This is a genomic window from Rhizobium sp. AN73 (assembly GCF_030757975.1).
Classification (GTDB): Bacteria; Pseudomonadota; Alphaproteobacteria; order Rhizobiales; family Rhizobiaceae; genus Agrobacterium; species Agrobacterium arsenijevicii.
On the sequence record NZ_JARWME010000002.1, the window covers coordinates 192,300 to 211,990 of the forward strand.

At 59.4% G+C, this 19,691-nt stretch carries 17 protein-coding genes and 3 pseudogenes; 4 read left to right on the forward strand and 16 right to left on the reverse strand.

Features of this window, described 5'->3' with window-relative positions; all coding sequences use genetic code 11:
- Positions 1 to 213 precede the first annotated feature (213 nt).
- The 11 genes and pseudogenes from RBH10_RS10805 to RBH10_RS10855 all read right to left on the reverse strand — a co-directional run bounded on the left by RBH10_RS10805 (position 214) and on the right by RBH10_RS10855 (position 13,075).
- Positions 214 to 3,534 (reverse strand): efflux RND transporter permease subunit, encoded by a 3,321-nt coding sequence (locus tag RBH10_RS10805; protein WP_281037216.1) that lies wholly within the window; start codon positions 3,532 to 3,534, stop codon positions 214 to 216.
- A gap of 13 nt (positions 3,535 to 3,547) precedes the next feature.
- The gene (locus RBH10_RS10810) at positions 3,548 to 4,741 is read right to left on the reverse strand and encodes an efflux RND transporter periplasmic adaptor subunit (protein WP_281037215.1); all 1,194 of its coding nucleotides are present in this window, start codon (positions 4,739 to 4,741) and stop codon (positions 3,548 to 3,550) included.
- Between the two features lie 364 nt (positions 4,742 to 5,105).
- The gene (locus RBH10_RS10815; RefSeq protein ID WP_281037214.1) at positions 5,106 to 6,098 is read right to left on the reverse strand and encodes an ABC transporter substrate-binding protein; all 993 of its coding nucleotides are present in this window, start codon (positions 6,096 to 6,098) and stop codon (positions 5,106 to 5,108) included.
- A 21-nt stretch (positions 6,099 to 6,119) separates the two neighbouring features.
- Positions 6,120 to 6,993, reverse strand: a pseudogene (locus tag RBH10_RS10820) (ABC transporter permease).
- Positions 6,990 to 7,865, reverse strand: a complete 876-nt coding sequence (locus RBH10_RS10825) for an ABC transporter permease (protein WP_281037212.1) — start codon at positions 7,863 to 7,865, stop codon at positions 6,990 to 6,992. The pseudogene RBH10_RS10820 and the gene RBH10_RS10825 overlap by 4 nt, the downstream one beginning before the upstream one ends.
- Positions 7,866 to 8,098: 233 nt before the next feature.
- On the reverse strand, positions 8,099 to 8,893 hold the full coding sequence (locus RBH10_RS10830) for an ABC transporter ATP-binding protein (protein ID WP_306180601.1): 795 nt from the start codon (positions 8,891 to 8,893) through the stop codon (positions 8,099 to 8,101).
- On the reverse strand, positions 8,890 to 9,333 hold the full coding sequence (locus RBH10_RS10835; RefSeq protein WP_281037210.1) for an NUDIX domain-containing protein: 444 nt from the start codon (positions 9,331 to 9,333) through the stop codon (positions 8,890 to 8,892). The genes RBH10_RS10830 and RBH10_RS10835 overlap by 4 nt, the downstream gene beginning before the upstream one ends.
- Positions 9,330 to 10,784 (reverse strand): dihydropyrimidinase, encoded by a 1,455-nt coding sequence (hydA, locus tag RBH10_RS10840; protein ID WP_281037209.1) that lies wholly within the window; start codon positions 10,782 to 10,784, stop codon positions 9,330 to 9,332. The genes RBH10_RS10835 and hydA overlap by 4 nt, the downstream gene beginning before the upstream one ends.
- Positions 10,785 to 10,794: 10 nt before the next feature.
- On the reverse strand, positions 10,795 to 11,499 hold the full coding sequence (locus RBH10_RS10845; RefSeq protein WP_281037208.1) for a hypothetical protein: 705 nt from the start codon (positions 11,497 to 11,499) through the stop codon (positions 10,795 to 10,797).
- A gap of 62 nt (positions 11,500 to 11,561) precedes the next feature.
- Positions 11,562 to 12,806 (reverse strand): annotated as a pseudogene (locus RBH10_RS10850) (Zn-dependent hydrolase); the annotation flags it as partial.
- Complete coding sequence (locus tag RBH10_RS10855; protein WP_281037207.1) at positions 12,785 to 13,075, reverse strand: hypothetical protein; 291 nt, start codon at positions 13,073 to 13,075, stop codon at positions 12,785 to 12,787. The pseudogene RBH10_RS10850 and the gene RBH10_RS10855, both read right to left, overlap by 22 nt.
- Here RBH10_RS10855 and RBH10_RS10860 point away from each other — a divergent pair.
- The 3 genes and pseudogenes from RBH10_RS10860 to RBH10_RS10870 all read left to right on the forward strand — a co-directional run bounded on the left by RBH10_RS10860 (position 13,068) and on the right by RBH10_RS10870 (position 14,580).
- Positions 13,068 to 13,709, forward strand: a complete 642-nt coding sequence (locus RBH10_RS10860; protein WP_045017613.1) for a TetR family transcriptional regulator C-terminal domain-containing protein — start codon at positions 13,068 to 13,070, stop codon at positions 13,707 to 13,709. The two genes, RBH10_RS10855 and RBH10_RS10860, sit on opposite strands and share 8 nt — an antisense overlap.
- Before the next feature lie 279 nt (positions 13,710 to 13,988).
- Positions 13,989 to 14,312 (forward strand): annotated as a pseudogene (locus RBH10_RS10865) (DUF2325 domain-containing protein); the annotation flags it as partial.
- Complete coding sequence (locus RBH10_RS10870) at positions 14,293 to 14,580, forward strand: hypothetical protein (protein ID WP_281037206.1); 288 nt, start codon at positions 14,293 to 14,295, stop codon at positions 14,578 to 14,580. The pseudogene RBH10_RS10865 and the gene RBH10_RS10870, both read left to right, overlap by 20 nt.
- 154 nt (positions 14,581 to 14,734) lie before the next feature.
- Here RBH10_RS10870 and RBH10_RS10875 read toward each other — a convergent pair whose 3' ends face one another.
- The 4 genes from RBH10_RS10875 to uppO form a co-directional block, all read right to left on the reverse strand.
- On the reverse strand, positions 14,735 to 15,100 hold the full coding sequence (locus RBH10_RS10875; protein WP_281037205.1) for a DUF423 domain-containing protein: 366 nt from the start codon (positions 15,098 to 15,100) through the stop codon (positions 14,735 to 14,737).
- Positions 15,097 to 15,498: a group II truncated hemoglobin gene (locus RBH10_RS10880; RefSeq protein ID WP_045017604.1), complete on the reverse strand. Its 402-nt coding sequence runs from the start codon at positions 15,496 to 15,498 to the stop codon at positions 15,097 to 15,099. Before RBH10_RS10880 ends, RBH10_RS10875 begins: the two co-directional genes overlap by 4 nt.
- Before the next feature lie 199 nt (positions 15,499 to 15,697).
- Complete coding sequence (locus tag RBH10_RS10885) at positions 15,698 to 15,994, reverse strand: nucleotidyltransferase family protein (RefSeq protein WP_281037204.1); 297 nt, start codon at positions 15,992 to 15,994, stop codon at positions 15,698 to 15,700.
- A gap of 38 nt (positions 15,995 to 16,032) precedes the next feature.
- Complete coding sequence (gene uppO, locus RBH10_RS10890; RefSeq protein WP_281037203.1) at positions 16,033 to 17,448, reverse strand: polysaccharide biosynthesis phosphomannomutase UppO; 1,416 nt, start codon at positions 17,446 to 17,448, stop codon at positions 16,033 to 16,035.
- A 258-nt stretch (positions 17,449 to 17,706) separates the two neighbouring features.
- On the opposite strand from uppO, the gene uppM reads away from it, so the two are divergent.
- Positions 17,707 to 19,335, forward strand: coding sequence for a polysaccharide biosynthesis protein UppM (gene uppM, locus RBH10_RS10895; protein WP_281037202.1), 1,629 nt, complete (start codon positions 17,707 to 17,709; stop codon positions 19,333 to 19,335).
- A gap of 20 nt (positions 19,336 to 19,355) precedes the next feature.
- Here the strand turns inward: uppM and RBH10_RS10900 are convergent, their stop codons facing one another.
- Positions 19,356 to 19,565 (reverse strand): hypothetical protein, encoded by a 210-nt coding sequence (locus RBH10_RS10900; RefSeq protein WP_003513853.1) that lies wholly within the window; start codon positions 19,563 to 19,565, stop codon positions 19,356 to 19,358.
- Positions 19,566 to 19,691: the final 126 nt, after the last annotated feature.

A 19,691-nucleotide genomic window follows, 5' to 3' on the forward strand; every position in this document is an offset into this window, starting at 1 on the left:
GATACGAAACCGGGGATGTTCCTTTTCCCTCACGCCTATCTGAAAAGAGCTCATCGCATTATCCTTCGACCGGCAATTCCCGATGCGAGGGAGATTAGCAGCTGGGCCGAAAAGGGAATTGATTTCGATCAAATGGGCGTTGGCGTTGTTACGTCGAGGGGAGAGTTTTGCCACAAAAAGAAACGCCGGGCACTGGGCCCGGCGTTTTTACGTTCACTCGGCGGCGAGCGGCGGCAGCCTTAATATATTACTGCCCTTGTCGCCGGATTTTTCGCCTGAGCCCTTTTCCATGCTGGCGACCCGTGCCTCCAGCGAGGAGAGCGCCTGGCTGTTTTCGCGGGCGATGTCGGAGAGTTTCTCGTTGGAGAGGGACTCTTCCTCCTCTTCCTTCTTGCCGACGAAGCGGCCGAACAGGTGGGCGAGCAGGCGCGACAGGTCGTCCATGATCAGGAAGAAGGCCGGAACCACGATCAGGGACAGTACCGTCGAGACTATGATGCCGCCGATCACCGCAATCGCCATCGGCGCGCGGAAGGAACCGCCTTCGCCGACGCCGAGCGCGGAGGGCAACATGCCCGCCGACATGGCAATCGAGGTCATGATGATCGGGCGGGCGCGCTTGCGGCCGGCTTCGACCATGGCATGCACCCGTTCCATGCCGTGTCGGCGCATTTCGATGGCGAAATCCACCAAGAGGATGGCGTTTTTCGTCACGATACCCATCAGCATCAGGATGCCGATGAGAACGGGCATGGAAAGCGCGTTCTGCGTGATGATGAGCGCGACTGCCACGCCGCCGATGGCAAGCGGTAGCGAGAACAGGATGGTGAAGGGCTGGATGACATCCTTGAACAGCAGGATGAGCACCACCAGCACCAGCAACAGGCCGAGCAACATGGCGTTGACGAAGCCCTGCTGCATTTCGCCCTGCACCTTGGCGTCACCACTTTCGGCAAGGCGAACGCTTGCCGGCAGATGGGTTTCCGCCACGATGCGCTTGAACTCGGCCGTTGAAGTATCAAGCGCCGTGCCGAACGGCACGTCGGAGCCGATGGAGACGACGCGGTTGCGGTCGTTGCGCTTGATCGAGCTTGGACCTTCCGAATAGTCGATATCGGCAACGCTATAGAGCGGCACCAGCGAACCGGATGCGGTCTTGATCTTCAGCGCGCGGATGGTGGCGAGATCGCGGCGGGTATCGATGGATGCCTGCACGCGGATCGGGATCTGCCGGTCATCAAGCGAGATTTTCGTCAGCTGTGCGTCGATGTCACCGATGGTGGCGACACGCACCGTCTGCGAGATCTGCTGCGGCGTGATGCCGAGGCGGGCAATCTCGTCCTTGCGCGGGCGGATCTGCAGTTCGGGTCTTGGCAGGGCGCCTTCCGAGCTGACATTGGCAAGGATGGGCGAGGCGCGCAGGCGGCTTTCGAGAATGCCGACGGCGTCGTTCAGATCCTTCTCGTTCGAAGAGAGGAAGTTGAAGCTCAGTTCACGCTCGGCACGGTCGTTCAGCTTGATGATGCGCACATCCGGGATGGTGCGGACCTTGGCGAAGATATCCCGCTCCACATCCCATTGCGGACGGACGCGGCCCTTTTCTTCCACCTTCGGAAGATATTGGCCGATGAGCGGAATGGAACCCAGCCCCTTGTTGACCACCAGCTTGAGCAGCGAATGGTCGATATGCTGGAGAATGACGTTGACGGTGGCGCGGCGAAGCTCCAGATCGCCCTTGGGCGAAGCGCCGCCGAGGATGAAGACGCTCTCCACACCGTTGATATCGCGGATGGCGTGGTAGATTTCGGTCGTCGTCCGGTCGGTTTCATCAAGCGTCGCATTGGGCGGCAGTTCCACCGAAAGCGTCACGCGTGAGGCGTCGTCCGGCGGCAGGAAGCTGCCCGGCACCTGGCTCAGAAGCATGACGGAAGCGATGAGGAAGCCGATGGCGCCGACCAGCGTCAGGTAACGCGCCCACCATTTGCGGGTGGTGGCGGAAACCATGCGCGTATAGGCCTTCATCAACCAGCCGTCATTGTCGGCATGGTCGTCCATCGCGTCTTCGGCGCGCATCAGATAGGCCGCCATCAAAGGTGTGATGAGGCGGGCAACCGCAAGCGAGAAGAACACCGAGAAGGCGACCGTCAGACCGAACTGGATGAAGTACTGTCCGGGAATGCCGGGCATGAACGACACCGGCACGAAGACGGCGATGATGGTGAAGCTGGTGGCGATGACTGCGAGGCCGATTTCGTCGGCAGCTTCAAGAGAGGCTCGATATGGCGTCTTGCCCATCTTGATGTGGCGGGCAATGTTCTCGATTTCCACGATGGCGTCGTCCACGAGAATACCCGTGGCGAGCGTCAACGCCAGGAAGCTGACGAGGTTCAGCGAAAAGCCCATCAGGTCCATGATCCAGAATGTCGGGATCGCGGAGAGCGGCAGGGCGACGGCGGCAATCAGGGTTGCGCGCCAGTTCCTGAGGAACAGCAGAACCACGATAACGGCGAGGATCGCGCCTTCGATCAGCGTATCGAGCGCCGCCTTGTAGTTGCCATAGGTGAAATAGACGGCGTCATCGACCATCTGGATCGATACGTTCGGATGATCCTTGCGGACCTGATCGAGGCTTTCCGCCACGGTTTCGGCGACCGAAACCTCGCTGGCGCCCTTGGAGCGGAACACGGCGAAGGTGACGGCGGGGTTGCCGTTGAACCGCGAGAAGGACTTCTGCTCCTGATAGGTATCCTTGACCGTGCCGAGTTCGGAAAGCTTCACGAAGCGGCCGTTGGAGAGCGCAATGGTGGTGTTGGCAAGCTGCGTCACGTCACGGGTGTCACCGAGCGTGCGGATCGTCTGCTCGTTGCCGCCAACCTGACCGCGGCCAGAGCCGAGATCGATGTTGGTGCCGCGCAGCTGGCTGTTCACTTCGCTTGCGGTGATGCCGTAGGCGTCGAGCTTTTCGGGGCTCAGCGAAACGCGCACTTCGCGGTCGGCGCCGCCGTAACGGTCGACCTTGCCGATGCCGGACTTGCCCTGCAACGAGCGCTTGATGGTGTCATCCACGAACCACGACAGTTCTTCCAGCGTCATGTTCGGCGAGGACACGGCAAAGGTCTGGATCGCCTGGCCTTCCACGTCGATCTTGCTGACGACAGGCACTTCGATATCGGCCGGCAGATCGCTGCGGATCTTGTCGATGGCGTCCTTGACGTCCTGAACCGCCTCTTCCGTCGGCTTTTCGATGCGGAAGACAACGGTGGTCAGGGACTGTCCGTCGGTGACGGTCGACTGGATTTCGTCGACGCCGCTGATGGCGGCGACGGCGTCTTCGATCTCCTTCGTCACCTGCATCTCCAGTTCCGACGGCGAAGCGCCGCTCTGGGTCACGGTGACGGCAACGACGGGAACGTCGATGTTCGGAAAACGGGTGATCGGCAGGGCGTTGAACGCCTGTATGCCGAGGAAAATCAAAAGCGCGAAGCCGAGCAGCGGCGCAATCGGGTTACGGATTGACCATGCGGAGAAGTTCATTTCATTCCCTCAGTCAGTTGGACGCAGCCGTCTGGGCTTCCACCGGTCTTATCCGGTCACCATCACGCACGAATGCTCCAGCTTTCTCGACAACCTTGTCGCCAGCGGCAAGCCCGCTGACAATCTCAATGAAACCGCTGTCTTCGATGCCGGTCTCGATCTTCACCTGCTTGACGATGTCGCCTTCCACCTTGCGGGTGGTCGAGCCTTCACGCCCGGAGGTGACGGCCGAAAGCGGCAGGGCAAGCGCGTTCGTTTCTTTTACGATGATCTCTGCGCTGGCATACATGCCTGACCGCGCCGGGCTATCGGTCGGCAGCACCACATGCACGGAACCGAGGCGCGTCGACGGATCGACGGTGGGCGACACGAGCCGCACCTTGCCCTCTATTTTCTCAGCTCCGCCCGCAACCGTCAAATAGGCTTTCTGGCCGGCCTTGACCTTCATGATATCGGTCTCGGAAAGATCGGCGACGAGTTCGATCGCGCCGTCCTTGATAACGGTGAAAAGCGGGGTGCCGGCGCCGCTGGCAATGGCACCCACCTTGGCGTTCTTGGCGGATACGATGCCGGAGACCGGGGTTTTCACACCCGTGCGCGTCAGCTTCAGATTGATATCGTCGATCTGCGCGTCGACAACCTTGCTGTCGGCCTCTCCTGCGGAAACGGCCTGTTTGGCGGCATCGAGGCGGGCCTGAGCAACCTGGGCTGCGGCTTCGGTCTTTTCCGTCTCGGAGACCGAACCGGAGCCGCTCTGGCCGAGCCTTGCGGCGCGGTCACGCTGGCGAACGGCATCGGCCAGATTGGCCTGCGCTTCCAGCACCTGCGCCTTCGACTGGGTTACGGAGGCCTCGGCCTTGGCCTTGTTGGCCTCAAGCTGGCTCTTTTGCAGAAGCAGACTGTCGGAAGAGAGCACGGCCAGAACCGCATTGGCCTCGACCCGGTCGCCGATATCGACATTCAGCTCATCGATCGACAGGCCGTCGACCAGCGGCTGGACATAGATCTCGTCCACGGGCCGGATCGTGCCGGTGGCGATGATGCGGTCCACGAGATCCCGTGTCGTGGCTTTCGCGACAATGATGGAGGGAAGGTTCTGCTGTTTGACCGGTTCCTGCGCTTCTCCTTCGGCCACGGCCGAGAGTGGCAGGGCCGTTGCGGAAAGAAGAAGGAAAACAAAGCGGTTAAACGTGACTCTATGCTGCATGTGTCTTGGCTCGCGCAATATTCGATCGCATGTCCTTCAGCCTCAAGGCGTGTTTTAAAAGGTCATGCGAGAACGAATGTGAAACAAGGGGTCACAATACTTCCTTTTCGATCCTCCCGATTCAAACGCCCCTCAACGCGAATCTCAAGCACCTTTGCCGCGTGCTTTTTTACAAGATCAAATTTGGCAGTCTTGTTGGCGGGGACTCTAATGTTAGTTGTTATACAAATCAATCCGCATAGCCATCATGGTTGATATACATTTTTGTATATGTCGAGACGTTGTAATTCATCAATGGGGTCACCAACGCGTAAAAAAACGCGCGGACAGTGCCGCGCGTTCCATGCTTTCGGGTTCGATTTGACTATTTCAGCGCCGCATCGGTGATTTCGGTGGTGTAGGCGCCAGTCGGTTCCTTGGTGATGACAGGATCGGAACCGCCGCCGAGCAGCGTCTTGACGGTGCGCTCGTAATCCGCCTTGTCCAGCGCGCCTTTCGAGCCGGCCGTCAGCTTGGCGACTTCGCCCATCATGCGCTTCTGGTGCTTTTCGGTCTGGGCGCCCGAGGCATCGTTTTCGAGAACGATACCGGCGGCGTCATCGGGGTGTTCTTCCGCCCATTTCCAGCCCTTCATGGAAGCACGGACGAATTTGACCATGTCTTCCTTGAATTTGGCGTCCTTCAGCTTGTCTTCGAGAACGTAAAGACCGTCCTCCAGCGTCGCCACGCCTTCCGCCTCGTATTTGAAGGTGACGAGTTCCTCCGGCTTGATGCCTGCATCGATGACCTGCCAATATTCATTATAGGTCATGGTGGAAATGCAGGCGGCCTGCTTTTGCAGCAGCGGATCGACGTTGAAACCCTGCTTGAGAACGGTAACGCCATCCGCGCCGCCGGTGGTCGGGATTTTCAGGTGCGCCATCCACGACAGGAACGGATATTCATTGCCGAAGAACCAGACGCCGAGCGTCTTGCCCTTGAAATCTTCCGGTTTGGTGATGCCGGTTTCCTTGAGGCAGGTCAGCATCATGCCTGACGATTTGAAAGGCTGGGCGATGTTGACGAGCGGAACGCCCTTTTCGCGGGTGGCGAGTGCAGACGGCATCCAGTCGACGATCACATCCGCGCCGCCGCCGGCCAGAACCTGTGCCGGGGCAATGTCCGGGCCGCCGGGCTTGATGTCGACGTCAAGGCCCTCTGCTTCATAGAAACCCTTGTCCTTGGCGACGTAATAACCGGCGAATTGCGCCTGGGTCACCCATTTCAGTTGCAGGGTGATCTTGTCGGCGGCTTCGGCGCTCACCGCCGTCAGAAGTGACGCACCGGCAAGAAGCATGGATGCAAGTTTCATTTTCATCGCTGTTCCCTTTTTCGTTATTTACGTTCGTCCCCCACGGACGGACGGATGCCAGAAGGTGACGGCCCGCTCAGCGAGCGCCACCAGACCATAAAAGCCTGAACCCGCAAGCGCCGCGACGGCGATTTCGGCCCAGACCATATCGACATTGCTGCGGCCCATTTCCGCCGAGATGCGGAAACCCATGCCGACGATGGGCGTACCGAAGAACTCGGCGACGATGGCGCCGATCAGCGCCAGCGTGGAGTTGATCTTCAGCGCATTGAAGATGAAAGGCCAGGCGGCGGGCAGGCGTAGTTTCACCAATGTCGGCCACCAGCCGGCGGCATAGGTGCGCATCAGGTCGCGCTCCATGTGGCTGGAGGCGGCAAGCCCCCTGAACCGTGTTCACCAACATCGGGAAAAACGTCATGATGACGACAACGGCCACCTTGGACTGCCAGTCGAAGCCGAACCACATGACCATGATCGGCGCGATGCCGACAACAGGCAAGGCGGAGACGAAATTGCCGATGGGCAGCAGCCCACGCTGGAGGAAGGGCGAACGGTCGATGAGGATGGCGACGATGAAGCCGAGGCCGCAGCCGAGCACATAACCCGTCAGCACCGATTTGAGGAAAGTCTGGCGGAAATCCGCCCAAAGGATCGGCAAGGATGTGAGAAGGCGGGCTAGGATGGCGCTCGGCGCGGGCAGCAGGATGGGCGGCACGGAAAAACCGCGCACCACACCTTCCCAAAGTGCGAGAATGGCCAACCCGAACAGAAGCGGTACGGCCATGCGGCTCATACGCTTTGCTGCTGGCGAGGAGAACCGGCGGCGCACCAGCCATTCGTTGAAGGCCCAAGCGGTAAGCCAGAACAGGATCGCGCCGATAAACCAGCCGGGATGGGTCATGGCCGGGCTCCCATTCTTTTAAGGACGGCGGCGTGGGCAATGCCGATGATCGACACCAGAATGGCGGCGACACCGGCGGCCATGAACAGCGCCGCCCATATCTGCACCGTCTGGCCGTAATAGGAGCCGGAGAGCAGGCGTGCCCCGAGACCGGCGACGGCGCCTGTCGGCAATTCGCCGACGATGGCGCCGACCAGCGCAATCGCGATGGCGATCTTCAGCGAGGTGAAGAGATAGGGCAGCGCCGAGGGCCAGCGCAGCTTCCAGAAGATCTGGCCAGGCGAGGCATTATAGGTGTGCATCAGGTCCAGCTGGATGGTTTCGGGGCTTCTGAGGCCTTTCACCATGCCGACGACGATGGGGAAGAAGGAGAGATAGGTGGAAATCAGCGCCTTCGGCAACAGCCCGGAAATGCCGATGGAGTTCAACACGACGATGATCATCGGCGCGACGGCAAGGATCGGGATCGTCTGGCTGGCGATGATCCACGGCATGACCGAACGATCCATGGCGCGGTTATGGATGATGGCGACAGCCAAGAGGATGCCGAGGACAGCGCCGATGGCGAAACCGAGCAGGGTGGCTGAGAGCGTGATGCCGGCGTGATAAACGAGGCTGCGCTTGGAGGTGATCGCCTTGTTGACCGTGGTGTCCCACAGTTCCGCGACGATCTGGTGTGGGGCGGGGAGAACCGGGCGCTCCTGCGCGAAGGTTTGCGGCAGAAGCTCCATGAAGCTCGGCGTCTGGCCGGCACGGTTTGCCTGATCGCGGGCGAAGGGCATGTTGAGATAGACGACGGCGAGGTGCCAGATGATGAGGATGGCGAGGAGGACGGTGAGGATGGGGAGGATGCGGTGGCGGATGAGGGTCATTGCGGCGCCCTCGGTGGGTGGGAGGTATCGCCAATCCGTGGGTGGGGCTTACCCCCTCTGTCCTGCCGGACATCTCCCCCTCAAGGGGGAGATCGACTCGCGGTTGGGTTTCGCCCATCTCAACGTTTGCGAATGGATCGGTGGTAGGGCTTCCTGCCGATCTCCCCCTTGAGGGGGAGATGCCCGGCAGGGCAGAGGGGGTAGAGCCTCCCGCAATGAGTTTGCGTCGAAAATCACCCCTCATAGCTATGCCCCGCCTTCAGCCCCTCGCGCACGCGATGCGCAATCGCCAGAAACTCCGGCGTCTCGCAGATCTCAAGCGGCCTTTCCCTCGGCAGCGTGGACGTGATCACATCCGTCACCCTGCCGGGCCGTGGCGACATGACGACGATCTTGGTCGAGAGATAAACCGCTTCCGGAATGGAGTGGGTGACGAAGCAGATGGTCTTGCCGGTCGTATCCCAGAGTTTCAGAAGCTGCTCGTTCAGATGGTCGCGGACGATCTCGTCCAGAGCGCCGAAAGGCTCGTCCATCAACAGCAGGTCGGCATCGAAGGCGAGTGCGCGGGCGATGGAGGCGCGCTGTTGCATGCCGCCGGAAAGCTGCCACGGGTATTTCTTGCTGAAACCGTTGAGGTTGACGAGGTCGAGCGTGCGCTCGATGCGCTCGCGCTGTTCGGCTTTCGTATAACCCATGATTTCGAGCGGCAGTGCGATGTTCTTTTCGATGCTGCGCCATGGGTAAAGTGCTGCGGCCTGAAAGACGTAACCGTAGGAGCGGTCCTTGCGGGCGTTTTCCGGCGTGGTGCCGTTGACGGTGATCTCTCCCGAGGTGTGTTTTTCAAGATCGGCGATGACCCGGAGGAACGTCGTCTTGCCACAGCCGGAAGGGCCGATGAAGGAGACGAATTCGCCCTTGCCGACCTCCAGATCGACATTGGAAAGCGCGTGCACCGGGCCATCGCCGGTCTCGAAGGTGAGGTCGAGATTTCTGGCGGAAACGACGGAATAGGAAGAGGCTTCATTCATCGTGGCTTGTTTCCACTTTCCGTCAGGGCTGCGCGCGCCAGCGGCAGCATACGTGTTTCCGTGAGTTTGGCGATCGGCAGATTGGAGGTCGCATCGACATCGAGCCAGCGCACCTCCTCTATCTCCGCCTGCGGGGCAACATCGTCATAAAGCCGCGCGACGAAGGCGTGGGCGACGACCTCCGCCCCCGTCTCATTGGCGGCTTCCTCGCGAAAGACGCCCTCATATCGGGCGGCATTTTCAGGAAGCGTCAGGCCGATTTCTTCGGCAAGCTCGCGGTGAAGCGCCTGCTCGGGTGTTTCACCCGGATCGATCTTGCCGCCCGGCTGCATGAATTGCGTGGTGCCGCGCTTGCGCACGACAAGCATTTGCCGCCGCGCATTCAAGAGAACGGCGGCAGCGATGACGATTTCGCGTTTCGGATCGGTGCTCACGGTCATACACCCGATGCCGGAATGCCGCTGCGTTCCACCTTGCGCGGCGCGACGAGTTCTTTCCATGTGGAAAGTGCCTTGCTGACGGCGGGATAGGGATCACGGGCGATGAACTGGCCGTGGCCCTCCCGCGTCTTGACGGTGCTTTCCTCGATGCTGACGACGCCGCGCGACAGGGTGAAGCGGGGCAGGCCCTTGACCTTCTGTCCTTCGAACACGTTGTAATCGATGGCCGATTGCTGGTTTGCCGCGCTGATGGTCTTTTCCCGCGCCGGGTCCCACACGACGATATCGGCATCGCTGCCGACAAGGATCGCGCCCTTTTTCGGATAGGTGTTCAGGATCTTCGCAATATTGGTGGAGGTGACGGCGACGAATTCGTTCATCGTCAGGCGGCCGGTTGCGACGCCGTGCGTCCAGAGCAGCGGCATGCGATCTTCCAGCCCGCCGGTGCCGTTCGGTATCCTGCGGAAATCGCCAAGGCCGAAGCGTTTCTGATCGGTGGTGAAGGCGCAATGGTCGGTCGCCACGCATTGCAGCGAGCCGGAAGCCAGACCCGCCCAGAGGCTGTCCTGATGCTGCCGGTTGCGGAAGGGCGGCGACATGACGCGGCGGGCAGCATGGTCCCAATCGGCATTGGCATATTCGCTCTCGTCGAGGATCAGGTGCTGGATCAGCGGTTCACCATAGACCCGCATGCCGTTCTGGCGGGCGCGGCGGATCGCTTCATGCGCCTGCTCGCAAGATGTGTGGACGACATAAAGCGGCGCACCCGCCATATCGGCGATGATGATGGCGCGGTTGGTGGCTTCGCCCTCCACGGAAGGCGGCCGGGAATAGGCGTGCGCTTCCGGCCCGACATTGCCCTCGGCCATCAGCTTTTCCTGCATCTGCGCGACGATATCGCCGTTTTCCGCATGGACGAAGGGAATGGCGCCAAGCTCGGCGCAGCGCGAGAACGAGGCGAACATCTCGTCGTCATTCACCATCAGCGCGCCCTTATAGGCCATGAAGTGCTTGAACGAGTTGATGCCTTTTTCCTGAACCACCGTCTTCATCTCGTTGAAGACCTGCTCGCCCCACCAGGTGACGGCCATATGGAAGGAATAATCGCAATTGGCGCGCGTCGCTTTGTTGTCCCATCTTTGCAGGGCATCAAGAAGCGACTGGCCCGGCTCCGGCAGGCAGAAATCCACCACCATGGTCGTGCCGCCGGCAAGCGCCGCCCGCGTGCCGCTCTCAAAATCATCGGCGGAATAGGTGCCCATGAACGGCATTTCCAGATGCACATGCGGATCGATGCCACCCGGCATGACGTAACATCCCGTCGCATCGAGCAGGGTGCCGCCCGTCAGATCAGCGCCGATCTCGATGATCTTGCCGCCTTCGATTTTAACATCGGCGCGGTAGGTCAGGTCGGCGGTGACGATGGTGCCGTTCTTGATGATGGTAGTCATAATCGGCCCCCTAAGCTATTTCCGAATAATATCGAGTTTTCCGGCGGTCTATCTCTCGCTGCATATGGCTAGTGTGTTTGGTGAGTGTAATTCGCTTTTTTTGTAGCGCATTTCCGCTGGACATTTCCCCAAATGTCATTTCCAGCAAAGCGTATCTTTCTGTTATTGAATCAAGCATATATTTCGTTATTTCAGTTAGACTTTCGGCGTCTTCTAAATCTTCTATTTCTGCCCAAAAGGCATCTGAAGATGAATCCCATGCCCTGTCGCCGATTAAATCATCTTGTAGAGCCAGAACAATCTCTAAGTCTAAGGCTTCTAATGTATGCAATCTCGGTACATTTGGCGTTGCAGAGTAAGATAGGTACCAAATAACAGTCGTTAAAAAGCGAAGCGTCCATATATCCGTGATATTCGAAAGATAAGAATGCGCTTCAACTTTTGATAGTAGTCGAAAATTGCCTTGTCTTCGTCTCGCCATTTTGAATTTTATTTTTGATTTAGCGATTTTATTTTGATCTTTCTCTCTTTTTATGTTCTCTAAAAAATCGCCAAACAGTCCTATGTAATCGAGATGTATGACTCTGATATTTTGATATAGATTTCTATATTTTTCTTCTGGCTGAAACATCGAAAAATGTGCATCGCGAATATCTCTTAAGATGTTTTTTAATAAACGGTAGTATACTTGCGCGTCGATTGCCTTAATTATCATTCCACAATCTCCACAATCTCCACAATCTCCACAATCTCCACAATCTCCACAATCTCCACAATCTCCACAATCTCCGCAGTCTCCAGCACCGCATGCAGCAGTACATCGCAGCCGGCCGCCGCCCATTCCGGCGAAATCTCCTCCGCTTCGTTGTGGGAAAGCCCGTCCACGCAGGGGCAAAAGATCATGGTGGAGGGGGCCACCCTTGCCGTCCAGCAGGCATCGTGGCCGGCGCCGGAGATGATGTCCATGTGGCTGTAGCCCAGTCTTTCGGCAGCGGCGCGTACGCGGCCGACCAGAACGGGATCGAAGGCGACGGGATCGAAATGACCGATGGCCTCGATTGAGCAGCCGACGCCGAGTTCTTCGGCGATAACAGGCACCTCGCGTTCGAAGATGGCGCGCATGTTGTCGAGTTTCGCCTGCGAGGGGGTTCTGAGGTCGATGGTGAAAACCACCTTGCCGGGCAGCACGTTGCGGGAATTGGGCGTGAAGATCATCTGGCCGACGCCGGCGACTGCGCCCGGCTGATGGGCCATCGCCACCTCCTGCACCTTTTCGAGAATGCGGGCGGCAGCTAGGCCGGCATTGACGCGCATGGCCATCGGCGTCGAGCCGGTATGGGCCTCCTTGCCTGTCAGCGTCACTTCCAGCCACCACAGGCCCTGACCATGGGTAACGACGCCGATCTGCTTGCCTTCCGCCTCGAGGATCGGCCCCTGTTCGATGTGATATTCGAAATAGGCGTGCATCTTGCGGGCGCCCACCTCTTCCTCACCCAGCCAGCCGATGCGTTTCAGCTCCTCGCCATAGGTCTTGCCGTCGGTATCGGTGCGGCTATAGGCGTAATCGAGATCGTGAATGCCAGCGAAGATGCCGGAAGCCAGCATGGCGGGGGCGAAGCGCGCGCCTTCCTCGTTGGACCAGTTGGTGACGACGATCGGGTGTTTGGTTTTGATATTGAGGTCGTTCAGGCTACGCACCACTTCCAGCCCGGCCAGCACGCCGAGCACGCCGTCGAACTTGCCGCCGGTCGGCTGGGTGTCGAGGTGGCTGCCGATATAGACCGGTAGCGCGTCCGGGTCCTCGCCTGCGCGGGTGGCGAACATCGTGCCCATGCGGTCTACGCCGAGCGACAGACCCGCGGCCTCGCACCATGTCTTGAACAGGCTGCGGCCTTCTGCGTCCTCATCCGTCAGTGTGCGGCGATTATTGCCGCCGGCAATACCGGGGCCGATTTTCGCCATGTCCATCAGACTGTCCCACAGACGGTCGCCATTGACCGTCAAGTTTTTACCCGCCGCCATGAAGTGTCGTCCTCACCCTGTTTTGTTTTTATCGAAGCAAAGCTTGTGCCGTTCCCTTTTTTGCCGGTTAAGATAACAGCCATTGCCTTGTGATGGCGATGGGGGATAAATTGACCGGCTGGTAAACATTGCAAATTCGCCATGATGTCAGCAAGGGATTTTCGTGACGAATCGCACAAATTTTGCCTAAACTGTACGCGACGATTATTTTTTAAGCATACTGTAACGGCAATTGCATCGAAAAGAAACAGAGAGCTGAGAATGGCCATACCGCGAGCAGCGAAAACACAGAAGCGGACCCGTATTCAGGAAGAAAAGCAGGAAGCGATTCTCGAGGCAGCGCTCAGTGTATTTTCCACCAACGGCTTTCGCGGTTCCACCATCGACCAGATTGCCGAGGCGGCCGGCATGTCGAAACCGAACGTGCTTTATTATTTCCGCACCAAGGAGGCGATGCATCGCGCGCTGATCGAGCGGGTGCTGGATACCTGGCTCGATCCGCTCAGGGCCTTTGACGCCGAGGGCAATCCCGAAAGCGAAATCCGCTCCTATATTCGCCGCAAGCTGGAAATGTCGCGCGATTTTCCGCGTGAAAGCCGCCTGTTCGCCAATGAAATCCTGCAGGGCGCGCCGCATATCGAGGACGAGCTGAAGGGGCCGCTGAAGCAACTGGTGGATGAAAAAGCCGAGGTGATCCGTCTTTGGATCAAGGCCGGCCGGATGGCCAAATGTGATCCCTATCACCTGATTTTCTCGATCTGGTCGACCACCCAGCATTATGCGGATTTCGACGTGCAGGTGCGGGCGGTGCTGGGCGACAAGAATGGCGGCGATGGCCGTTTCGAAGATGCGGCCCGGCATCTGGAGCAGCTTTTCATGGGCGGATTGCGCATAAGCGGCTGAACGAAACGGTTCTCGCGAATATGTGATCGATTCTTTATGTCAAAACATGAGGAAAATTATCACCTTTATACTTTACTCCAAAACTCATCTTTACTATGGTGCCGGCATCCTGATCAAAGGGGCCGCTCATGGGGCCCGAACATCGGGGCATTGAAAAGACAACCGGCAGGTGAGGGCATGGCACGCAAGGAAAAGAAGAAGCCGGGACGCGGCGAAAAGCAGGGCAAGGGCGCGCCACAGCCTGAGAAGGACGTGGCCGAACAGCAGCTTTCCGGTCCGAAGAGCTTTCTTTATGTCGGCGGCCGTGACTGTCAGGTTGCGCATCTTCGCCAGATCGCCAGCAATTTCGGCGCCGAGCTTATCCACCACGATGGCGGATTGCGTGAGGCGGTCTCGCGCATCGATACCGTACTTCCCTCCGTCGACTGCGTTTTCTGCCCGATCGACTGTATCAGCCACGATGCGTGTCTGCGGGTGAAGTCCGGTTGCAAGAAATTCGGCAAGACATTCATTCCGCTGCGCAATGGCAGCAAATCCAGTCTGGAGCGGGCGCTGCAGACGATGAATGAACGGACCTCCGGCGATGAGCGACGAGCGCAATAATTTCCATGATGAAGACCCCGCGGCGGCGGAAGCCCGCCGCGTGGAACTGCACAAGATGGCCGAACAGGCAACAGACCCGGCTTTGACGGACATGTATGAAATCGTCGGCGAACGCGAGCGGCGCAACCGTGCCGCAGCTGACGGTGGCAATGTGGTGAACTTCCCGCATCTGCGCACCCGCCAGCCCGGAGAAACGCCATCTTTCGATATCGGCGATGTGGCCGAGAGGGGCCGCAACATCTTGCCGTTTCGCTGGACGCGGGGTTAGGGTTGAAGCCTCTCCTCCGTCACCCTCGGGTTTGACCCGAGGACCCACAATTTCTGTGGTCCATGGTTCCTCGCCTCGAGGGCGAGGATGACGCCGAGTGTGAGGGAAGCTCCGCTCGCACCATGCGTCACAACGCAGATGCTCTAAAGCACAATCAGCCCTTCGGTTTCAGGAACGCGCCGGCGCAGAGCACCAGCCATCCGGCAATCATGCCGAGGCCCCCCAAGGGCGCTGCGTAGGGAAACAGGCTGTGGCCGGAGAAATGCCTGACAACGAGATCGCCGACGAAAATAGCCGTTCCGAGGCCGAGGATCAGGCCTGCCGGAATGGCGGTTCTGATGCGGTCCGCGCCGATATGCAGTGCCACCAGCACCGGCGCATGGGCGAGCGCCATAGCCGAGGCATTGCCCAGCATGTAGGTTTCACCGGTATGGGTGGCGGCGGCGGCAAGCATAACGCCGGCAGCCCCGAGCAGGCTGCCCAGCAGCAAAATGAAGGCGCGCAGTCTTTCGTGTGTCATGGGGTGTCCGCTTCCTGATTTTGCATATGAAAGGCCAGCCGCTCCACCGGCCCCCAGATGATGTCCCTGAGCTTCGGGTTCTCGATGGTCTCGTCCATCGCACGGCGGAAGCAGAGCAACCATTCGTCCCGCTCGGCGGGGCCGATCGGGGCTGCGAAATGACGCCGCCGCAACATCGGGTGGCCGTGTTTCTCGACATAGACGGGCGGTCCGCCAAGATATCCCGTCAGATAATCGTAAAACTTGCTTTCGCTGCCGGAAAGATCGGCCGGATGGATGGCGCGGCAACGCGCCGCCTCGGGAAGGGTGTCCATCAATTCATAGAAGCGCCGGGCCAAGGCCCTGACCGTCGCATCGCCGCCGATCGCTTCATAAAGGGTAATGGTCTCGCCGCTCACATCCCGCCTCCTTGAACCCTGCGGCCCTTATCGCTTTCCGGAGCGGGAAGAGCAACAGGCAAAGGCGGGATGCGACATTTGCGACAGTGCGCTGGAAAAGTCTTCAGGTCTCGTTTCCGACGGACCGTTGAATAGTCTCAACGGTCGTCAATTGCCTCCAGAATTTCGTCCAGCACCGGCCCAATCTTGCGCTTGATCATCAGAATATCCGCACTGCGGATTGCTCAATGTCAGTCCGAAGCAGCGGGTGAAGGCTGTTGCGTGTCGTCACGTCCACTTCCACCGCCAGTTCTTCTTCCAGAAACTGCTTGATACCGACGAGATCGAGTAGTGAGAAACGGCGGCCCGGATCATAGTCGATGAAGACGTCCAGGTCACTTGAGGCCACAGCTTCATTACGGGCGGTCGATCCAAAAAGATAAAGCGAAGTCGCGCCCATGCTTTTCACCGCATGGGCGTGCTGTTTGAGCTTTCTGATCGCGTCCGTTCTCGTCATGCGTTCAACTTACATCATCCCGCATGCGCCATCCACTATCATCCAAAATTGCGGATGAGATCGAGCCCTTTGGTCAGAAGCGTTTCGGCTTCGTCCTGATTGGCGGCTTCGACGTAGCAGCGCATTTCCGGGGCGTTGCCGGAAGGGCGGAAATGGATGGTGCTGCCGTCGGTGAGCGCCACGCGCAGGCCGTCAATGTCGCTCAGTGCCTTGACCGTGCCGACAGGGGCGAGGAAGGTTTCGAGATTGTCCCTTGATGCGCGCAGATGCGCCATCAGGGCAGCGCTCTTTTCCTGTGCAAAGTTTTCCAGACGATCCGCAGCCGCGACCGGCAGCTTGTAGGCGGCGGCAATCTGCGACAGCGGTTTTTTCTGCTCGGCGGACAGAAGCAGCACGGCGAGGATCGGCAGGAAGCTGTCACGCGTCGGCAGCGGCGAAAGCGGCTTGCCGTTGAGGGTGAAGGCGGAGGCGGTCAGCAGGCCGCCATTGGCCTCGAAGCCCATGACGCCGTTGTTTCCTTCGGCAAGCGCCTGCGCCATGCCGGCAATCACGAAAGGCGAACCGACTCTGGTGCGGATGACCTCGAACGACCCGCTCGCTTCAATCCCGGAATTGGAGGTGACGGGGGTGACGACCACACCGGCATCGAGGAACTTAGCAGTGATAAGCCCGATCAGGTCGCCGCGCAGCGGCGTACCGTTTTCATCGGCGAGTAGCGGACGGTCGCCGTCGCCATCGGCGGAAACGATGGCGTCGAGGCCGTGTTCCGGTGCCCACTCCTTAAGAAGCTCCAGCGTTTCCGGCGAAACGGCTTCGGTATCGACCGGGATGAAGGTCTCGGAACGACCGAGCGGCACGACGTCAGCGCCATAATGGGCAAGAACGTCAACGAAGAGATCGCGCGCCACCGTGCTGTGCTGGTAAACGCCGATCTTCAGGCCCGACAGCGCCTTTTCCGGCAGCAGCGCGATGTTGCGTTCGTAAAAAAGTTCGGCTGCGATTGCGGAATGGTCGTCCGTCGTTGCGGCCTCGTCGCTGATGCCTTCCGCCTCGACTTCGGCTGCCAGTGTAGCAATCGCCGTCTCGTCCTGCTTGTCGATTTCGCCGTCCGGGCGGTAGAACTTGATGCCGTTACGGTCGGCCGGAATATGCGAACCGGTGATCATTAGCGCACCGGCTTTCAGGGAAAGTCCGTAAAGCGCCAACGCCGGTGTCGGCACCGTGCCGCAATCGAGCGGCGTGAGACCGGCCTTTTTCAGCGCAGCGATGCAGGTTGCCGAAACATCCGGGCTCGAATCGCGGAAATCGCGGGCCACGAGGATGGGGTCGCCCGCCTTTGCCTGACCCGATGTGAGAAGATGCCTTGCAAATGCGGTAGCATAGACGGCCGAGGCCTTTCCTTTCAGATCGACAGAGAGGCCGCGAAGGCCGCTCGTTCCAAATTTCAGGCTCATGCCAAACTCCGTTTCGATAAAATCTTTGAGGTTCAAATGGATAATACAAAAATATAACGCCAGAAAGAACCGTATCGATCCATTCAAGTCAATCGTCTCTTTCATGGCGGCGGCGAATAGGCGATGATGGTGGGAATGACGCGGGTAACCTAAAATTCACCCGTTATATTTAAACTTGCCGGTTAATAGTGGTTCTGGCGACGATGAAGACCATCTGTTGCAGGCCTTTTTTGTGGTTCGTTCAAGTTGGATTGGCTGATGTACAGGCTTCAAAAGGCGGGACATAAGCAGACACGTCCGCTGGATGAAAAAGCGGCGCCCGCCGCCAGACCCCACGGCTCTCTGCTGGACGATCTGGTGGACGAGGACGAGGTTTTCGAGCGCACGGTGCTGAAAGAGCATCTTGAGCCGAGGCCGGCGGCTGCCGTTGCCGAACCTGCCCCGGCTGAGAAGCCCGCAAAGCTGGTCTCGCCAAGCAACAGTCTCGTGGCGGCGCTACCGGGCTTGAAATATATCGACAGGATCGGCGTGGACGAGGTGCTCGGCTGGCTGCGCTCCGGCATCGTCTGGATCGTGCTTGCGATCATTCTCTGCGTCGCCGCCGCACTCTCCTATGCCTATATGACGCCGCCGCGATACACCGCCTATACGGATATCGTCGTTAATCCCTCCAACCTCAATGTCGTCAGTGACGGGGTGTTTTCGCCTAACCAGCAGCGCGACACCCAGATTCTCGAGGTGGAGAGCAAGCTGCGCACGGTCACTTCGCGTAACGTGCTGGCGCGGGTGGTGGACGAACTGAAACTCGATCAGGACCCGGAATTCATATCCCCGCCGCCGCTTGCGCGGCTGAAGGCGCTTTTTTCATCCAAGCCGGAAGATGGCGACAACAAGGTCGGCGCGCTCCGCTCGCTGGGGGAGCGGGTGGCGGCGGAACGTGATCCGCGCTCCTTCGTGGTGACGCTTGCTGTCTGGACCAACGATCCGGACAAATCCGTGATGGTCTCGAAGGCGATGGTGAAGGCTTTCGAAAGCGAGCTGTTCCAGACGACCTCCGACAGCAGCCTGCGCATCGTCGACGATCTCAAGAAGCGGCTGGAGGAAATGCGCGAGAACGTGACGGTTGCCGAAAAGCGCGTCGCCGACTTCCGCCGCGAAAACGGCCTGCAGGAGAATAACGGCCAGCTGGTCAGCAATCTGGCGTCCGGCGAGCTGAATGCGCAGGTTCTTGCCGCGCAGCAGCGCGTCATCCAGGAGGAGTCGCGCCTCAAGCAGATGCAGGCGGCGATTGCCCAGAACCGCACCCAGAGCGACGCCATTTTCGACAGCCAGACCATGAACACCATTCGCGCTCAATACAGCACCCTGCAGCAGCAGATCGGGGCGATGACACTGACCTATGGCGCCCGCCATCCGCGTCTGGCGACGGCAGGGGCGGAACGCGACATGCTGGAACGTGGCATTGCTGATGAGGCGCAGCGGATTTTGCTGGCGGCCAAGACCAATGTCGCCGAGGCCCGCTCCTCGCTCGATGCCCTCAGGCTGAAGGCCGTGGCGGAACGCGCCAACGTATTCACCGACAATGAGGCGCAGGTGCGGTTGCGCGATCTGGAGCGTGACGCCAACTCGGCCGCGGCGATCTACGAGACCTATCTCAACCGCTCGCGCCAGATTGCCGAGCAGCAGACAATCGATTCCACCAATGTCCGGGTGATTTCGCAGCCGGTGGCGCCCAATTCCAGAAGCTGGCCGCCCGGCAAGCTGGTCTTCCTGATCGCCGGCGGCATGGGCGGCCTTTTCCTTGGCATTGGCATTGCAATAGCACTTGGGCTTCTGCGTTATCTGCGCAGGAACGACCACCCGGAAACCGCCGCGCGTTACGCCTGAGGGCGACGACCGCGCGAGCCTTATTCCTCGGACATCAGGCCGTCATAGACCTCGAGCAGGGCGGCGGCGATGGCAGCCCCCAGCGCATTGCCGGCATCGCGAATGCCGGTCTCGTCGCCGTCGCGGACCGAGACGGCCAGATCCGACGCCTCGTTGGCGACGATTTCTTTTGCCCGTTCGATTGCCCAAAGGCCGAAATCACCGCGGTTGTCGATCGATATGGTTTCCATGGCCGGGACCTTTTCTATGGTGTGGTTTCGCCGTCCCTTAACCCATCGGTTGGAAAACCGGAATAGGGCGGAGGAGAAGTGTAGGCTTTACTCAACCTTCAGGCGTATAATTGCTTGCTTCAAGCT

Bases quoted from the DNA above. Each gene is read 5' to 3' on its own strand.
- RBH10_RS10805 (WP_281037216.1), bottom strand. From the start codon at position 3,534: ATGAACTTCTCCGCATGGTCAATCCGTAACCCGATTGCGCCGCTGCTC.
- RBH10_RS10810 (WP_281037215.1), bottom strand. From the start codon at position 4,741: ATGCAGCATAGAGTCACGTTTAACCGCTTTGTTTTCCTTCTTCTTTCC.
- RBH10_RS10815 (WP_281037214.1), bottom strand. From the start codon at position 6,098: ATGAAAATGAAACTTGCATCCATGCTTCTTGCCGGTGCGTCACTTCTG.
- RBH10_RS10825 (WP_281037212.1), bottom strand. From the start codon at position 7,865: ATGACCCTCATCCGCCACCGCATCCTCCCCATCCTCACCGTCCTCCTC.
- RBH10_RS10830 (WP_306180601.1), bottom strand. From the start codon at position 8,893: ATGAATGAAGCCTCTTCCTATTCCGTCGTTTCCGCCAGAAATCTCGAC.
- RBH10_RS10835 (WP_281037210.1), bottom strand. From the start codon at position 9,333: ATGACCGTGAGCACCGATCCGAAACGCGAAATCGTCATCGCTGCCGCC.
- hydA (WP_281037209.1), bottom strand. From the start codon at position 10,784: ATGACTACCATCATCAAGAACGGCACCATCGTCACCGCCGACCTGACC.
- RBH10_RS10845 (WP_281037208.1), bottom strand. From the start codon at position 11,499: ATGATAATTAAGGCAATCGACGCGCAAGTATACTACCGTTTATTAAAA.
- RBH10_RS10860 (WP_045017613.1), top strand. From the start codon at position 13,068: ATGGCCATACCGCGAGCAGCGAAAACACAGAAGCGGACCCGTATTCAG.
- RBH10_RS10855 (WP_281037207.1), bottom strand. From the start codon at position 13,075: ATGGCCATTCTCAGCTCTCTGTTTCTTTTCGATGCAATTGCCGTTACA.
- RBH10_RS10870 (WP_281037206.1), top strand. From the start codon at position 14,293: ATGAGCGACGAGCGCAATAATTTCCATGATGAAGACCCCGCGGCGGCG.
- RBH10_RS10875 (WP_281037205.1), bottom strand. From the start codon at position 15,100: ATGACACACGAAAGACTGCGCGCCTTCATTTTGCTGCTGGGCAGCCTG.
- RBH10_RS10885 (WP_281037204.1), bottom strand. From the start codon at position 15,994: ATGACGAGAACGGACGCGATCAGAAAGCTCAAACAGCACGCCCATGCG.
- uppO (WP_281037203.1), bottom strand. From the start codon at position 17,448: ATGAGCCTGAAATTTGGAACGAGCGGCCTTCGCGGCCTCTCTGTCGAT.
- uppM (WP_281037202.1), top strand. From the start codon at position 17,707: ATGTACAGGCTTCAAAAGGCGGGACATAAGCAGACACGTCCGCTGGAT.
- RBH10_RS10900 (WP_003513853.1), bottom strand. From the start codon at position 19,565: ATGGAAACCATATCGATCGACAACCGCGGTGATTTCGGCCTTTGGGCA.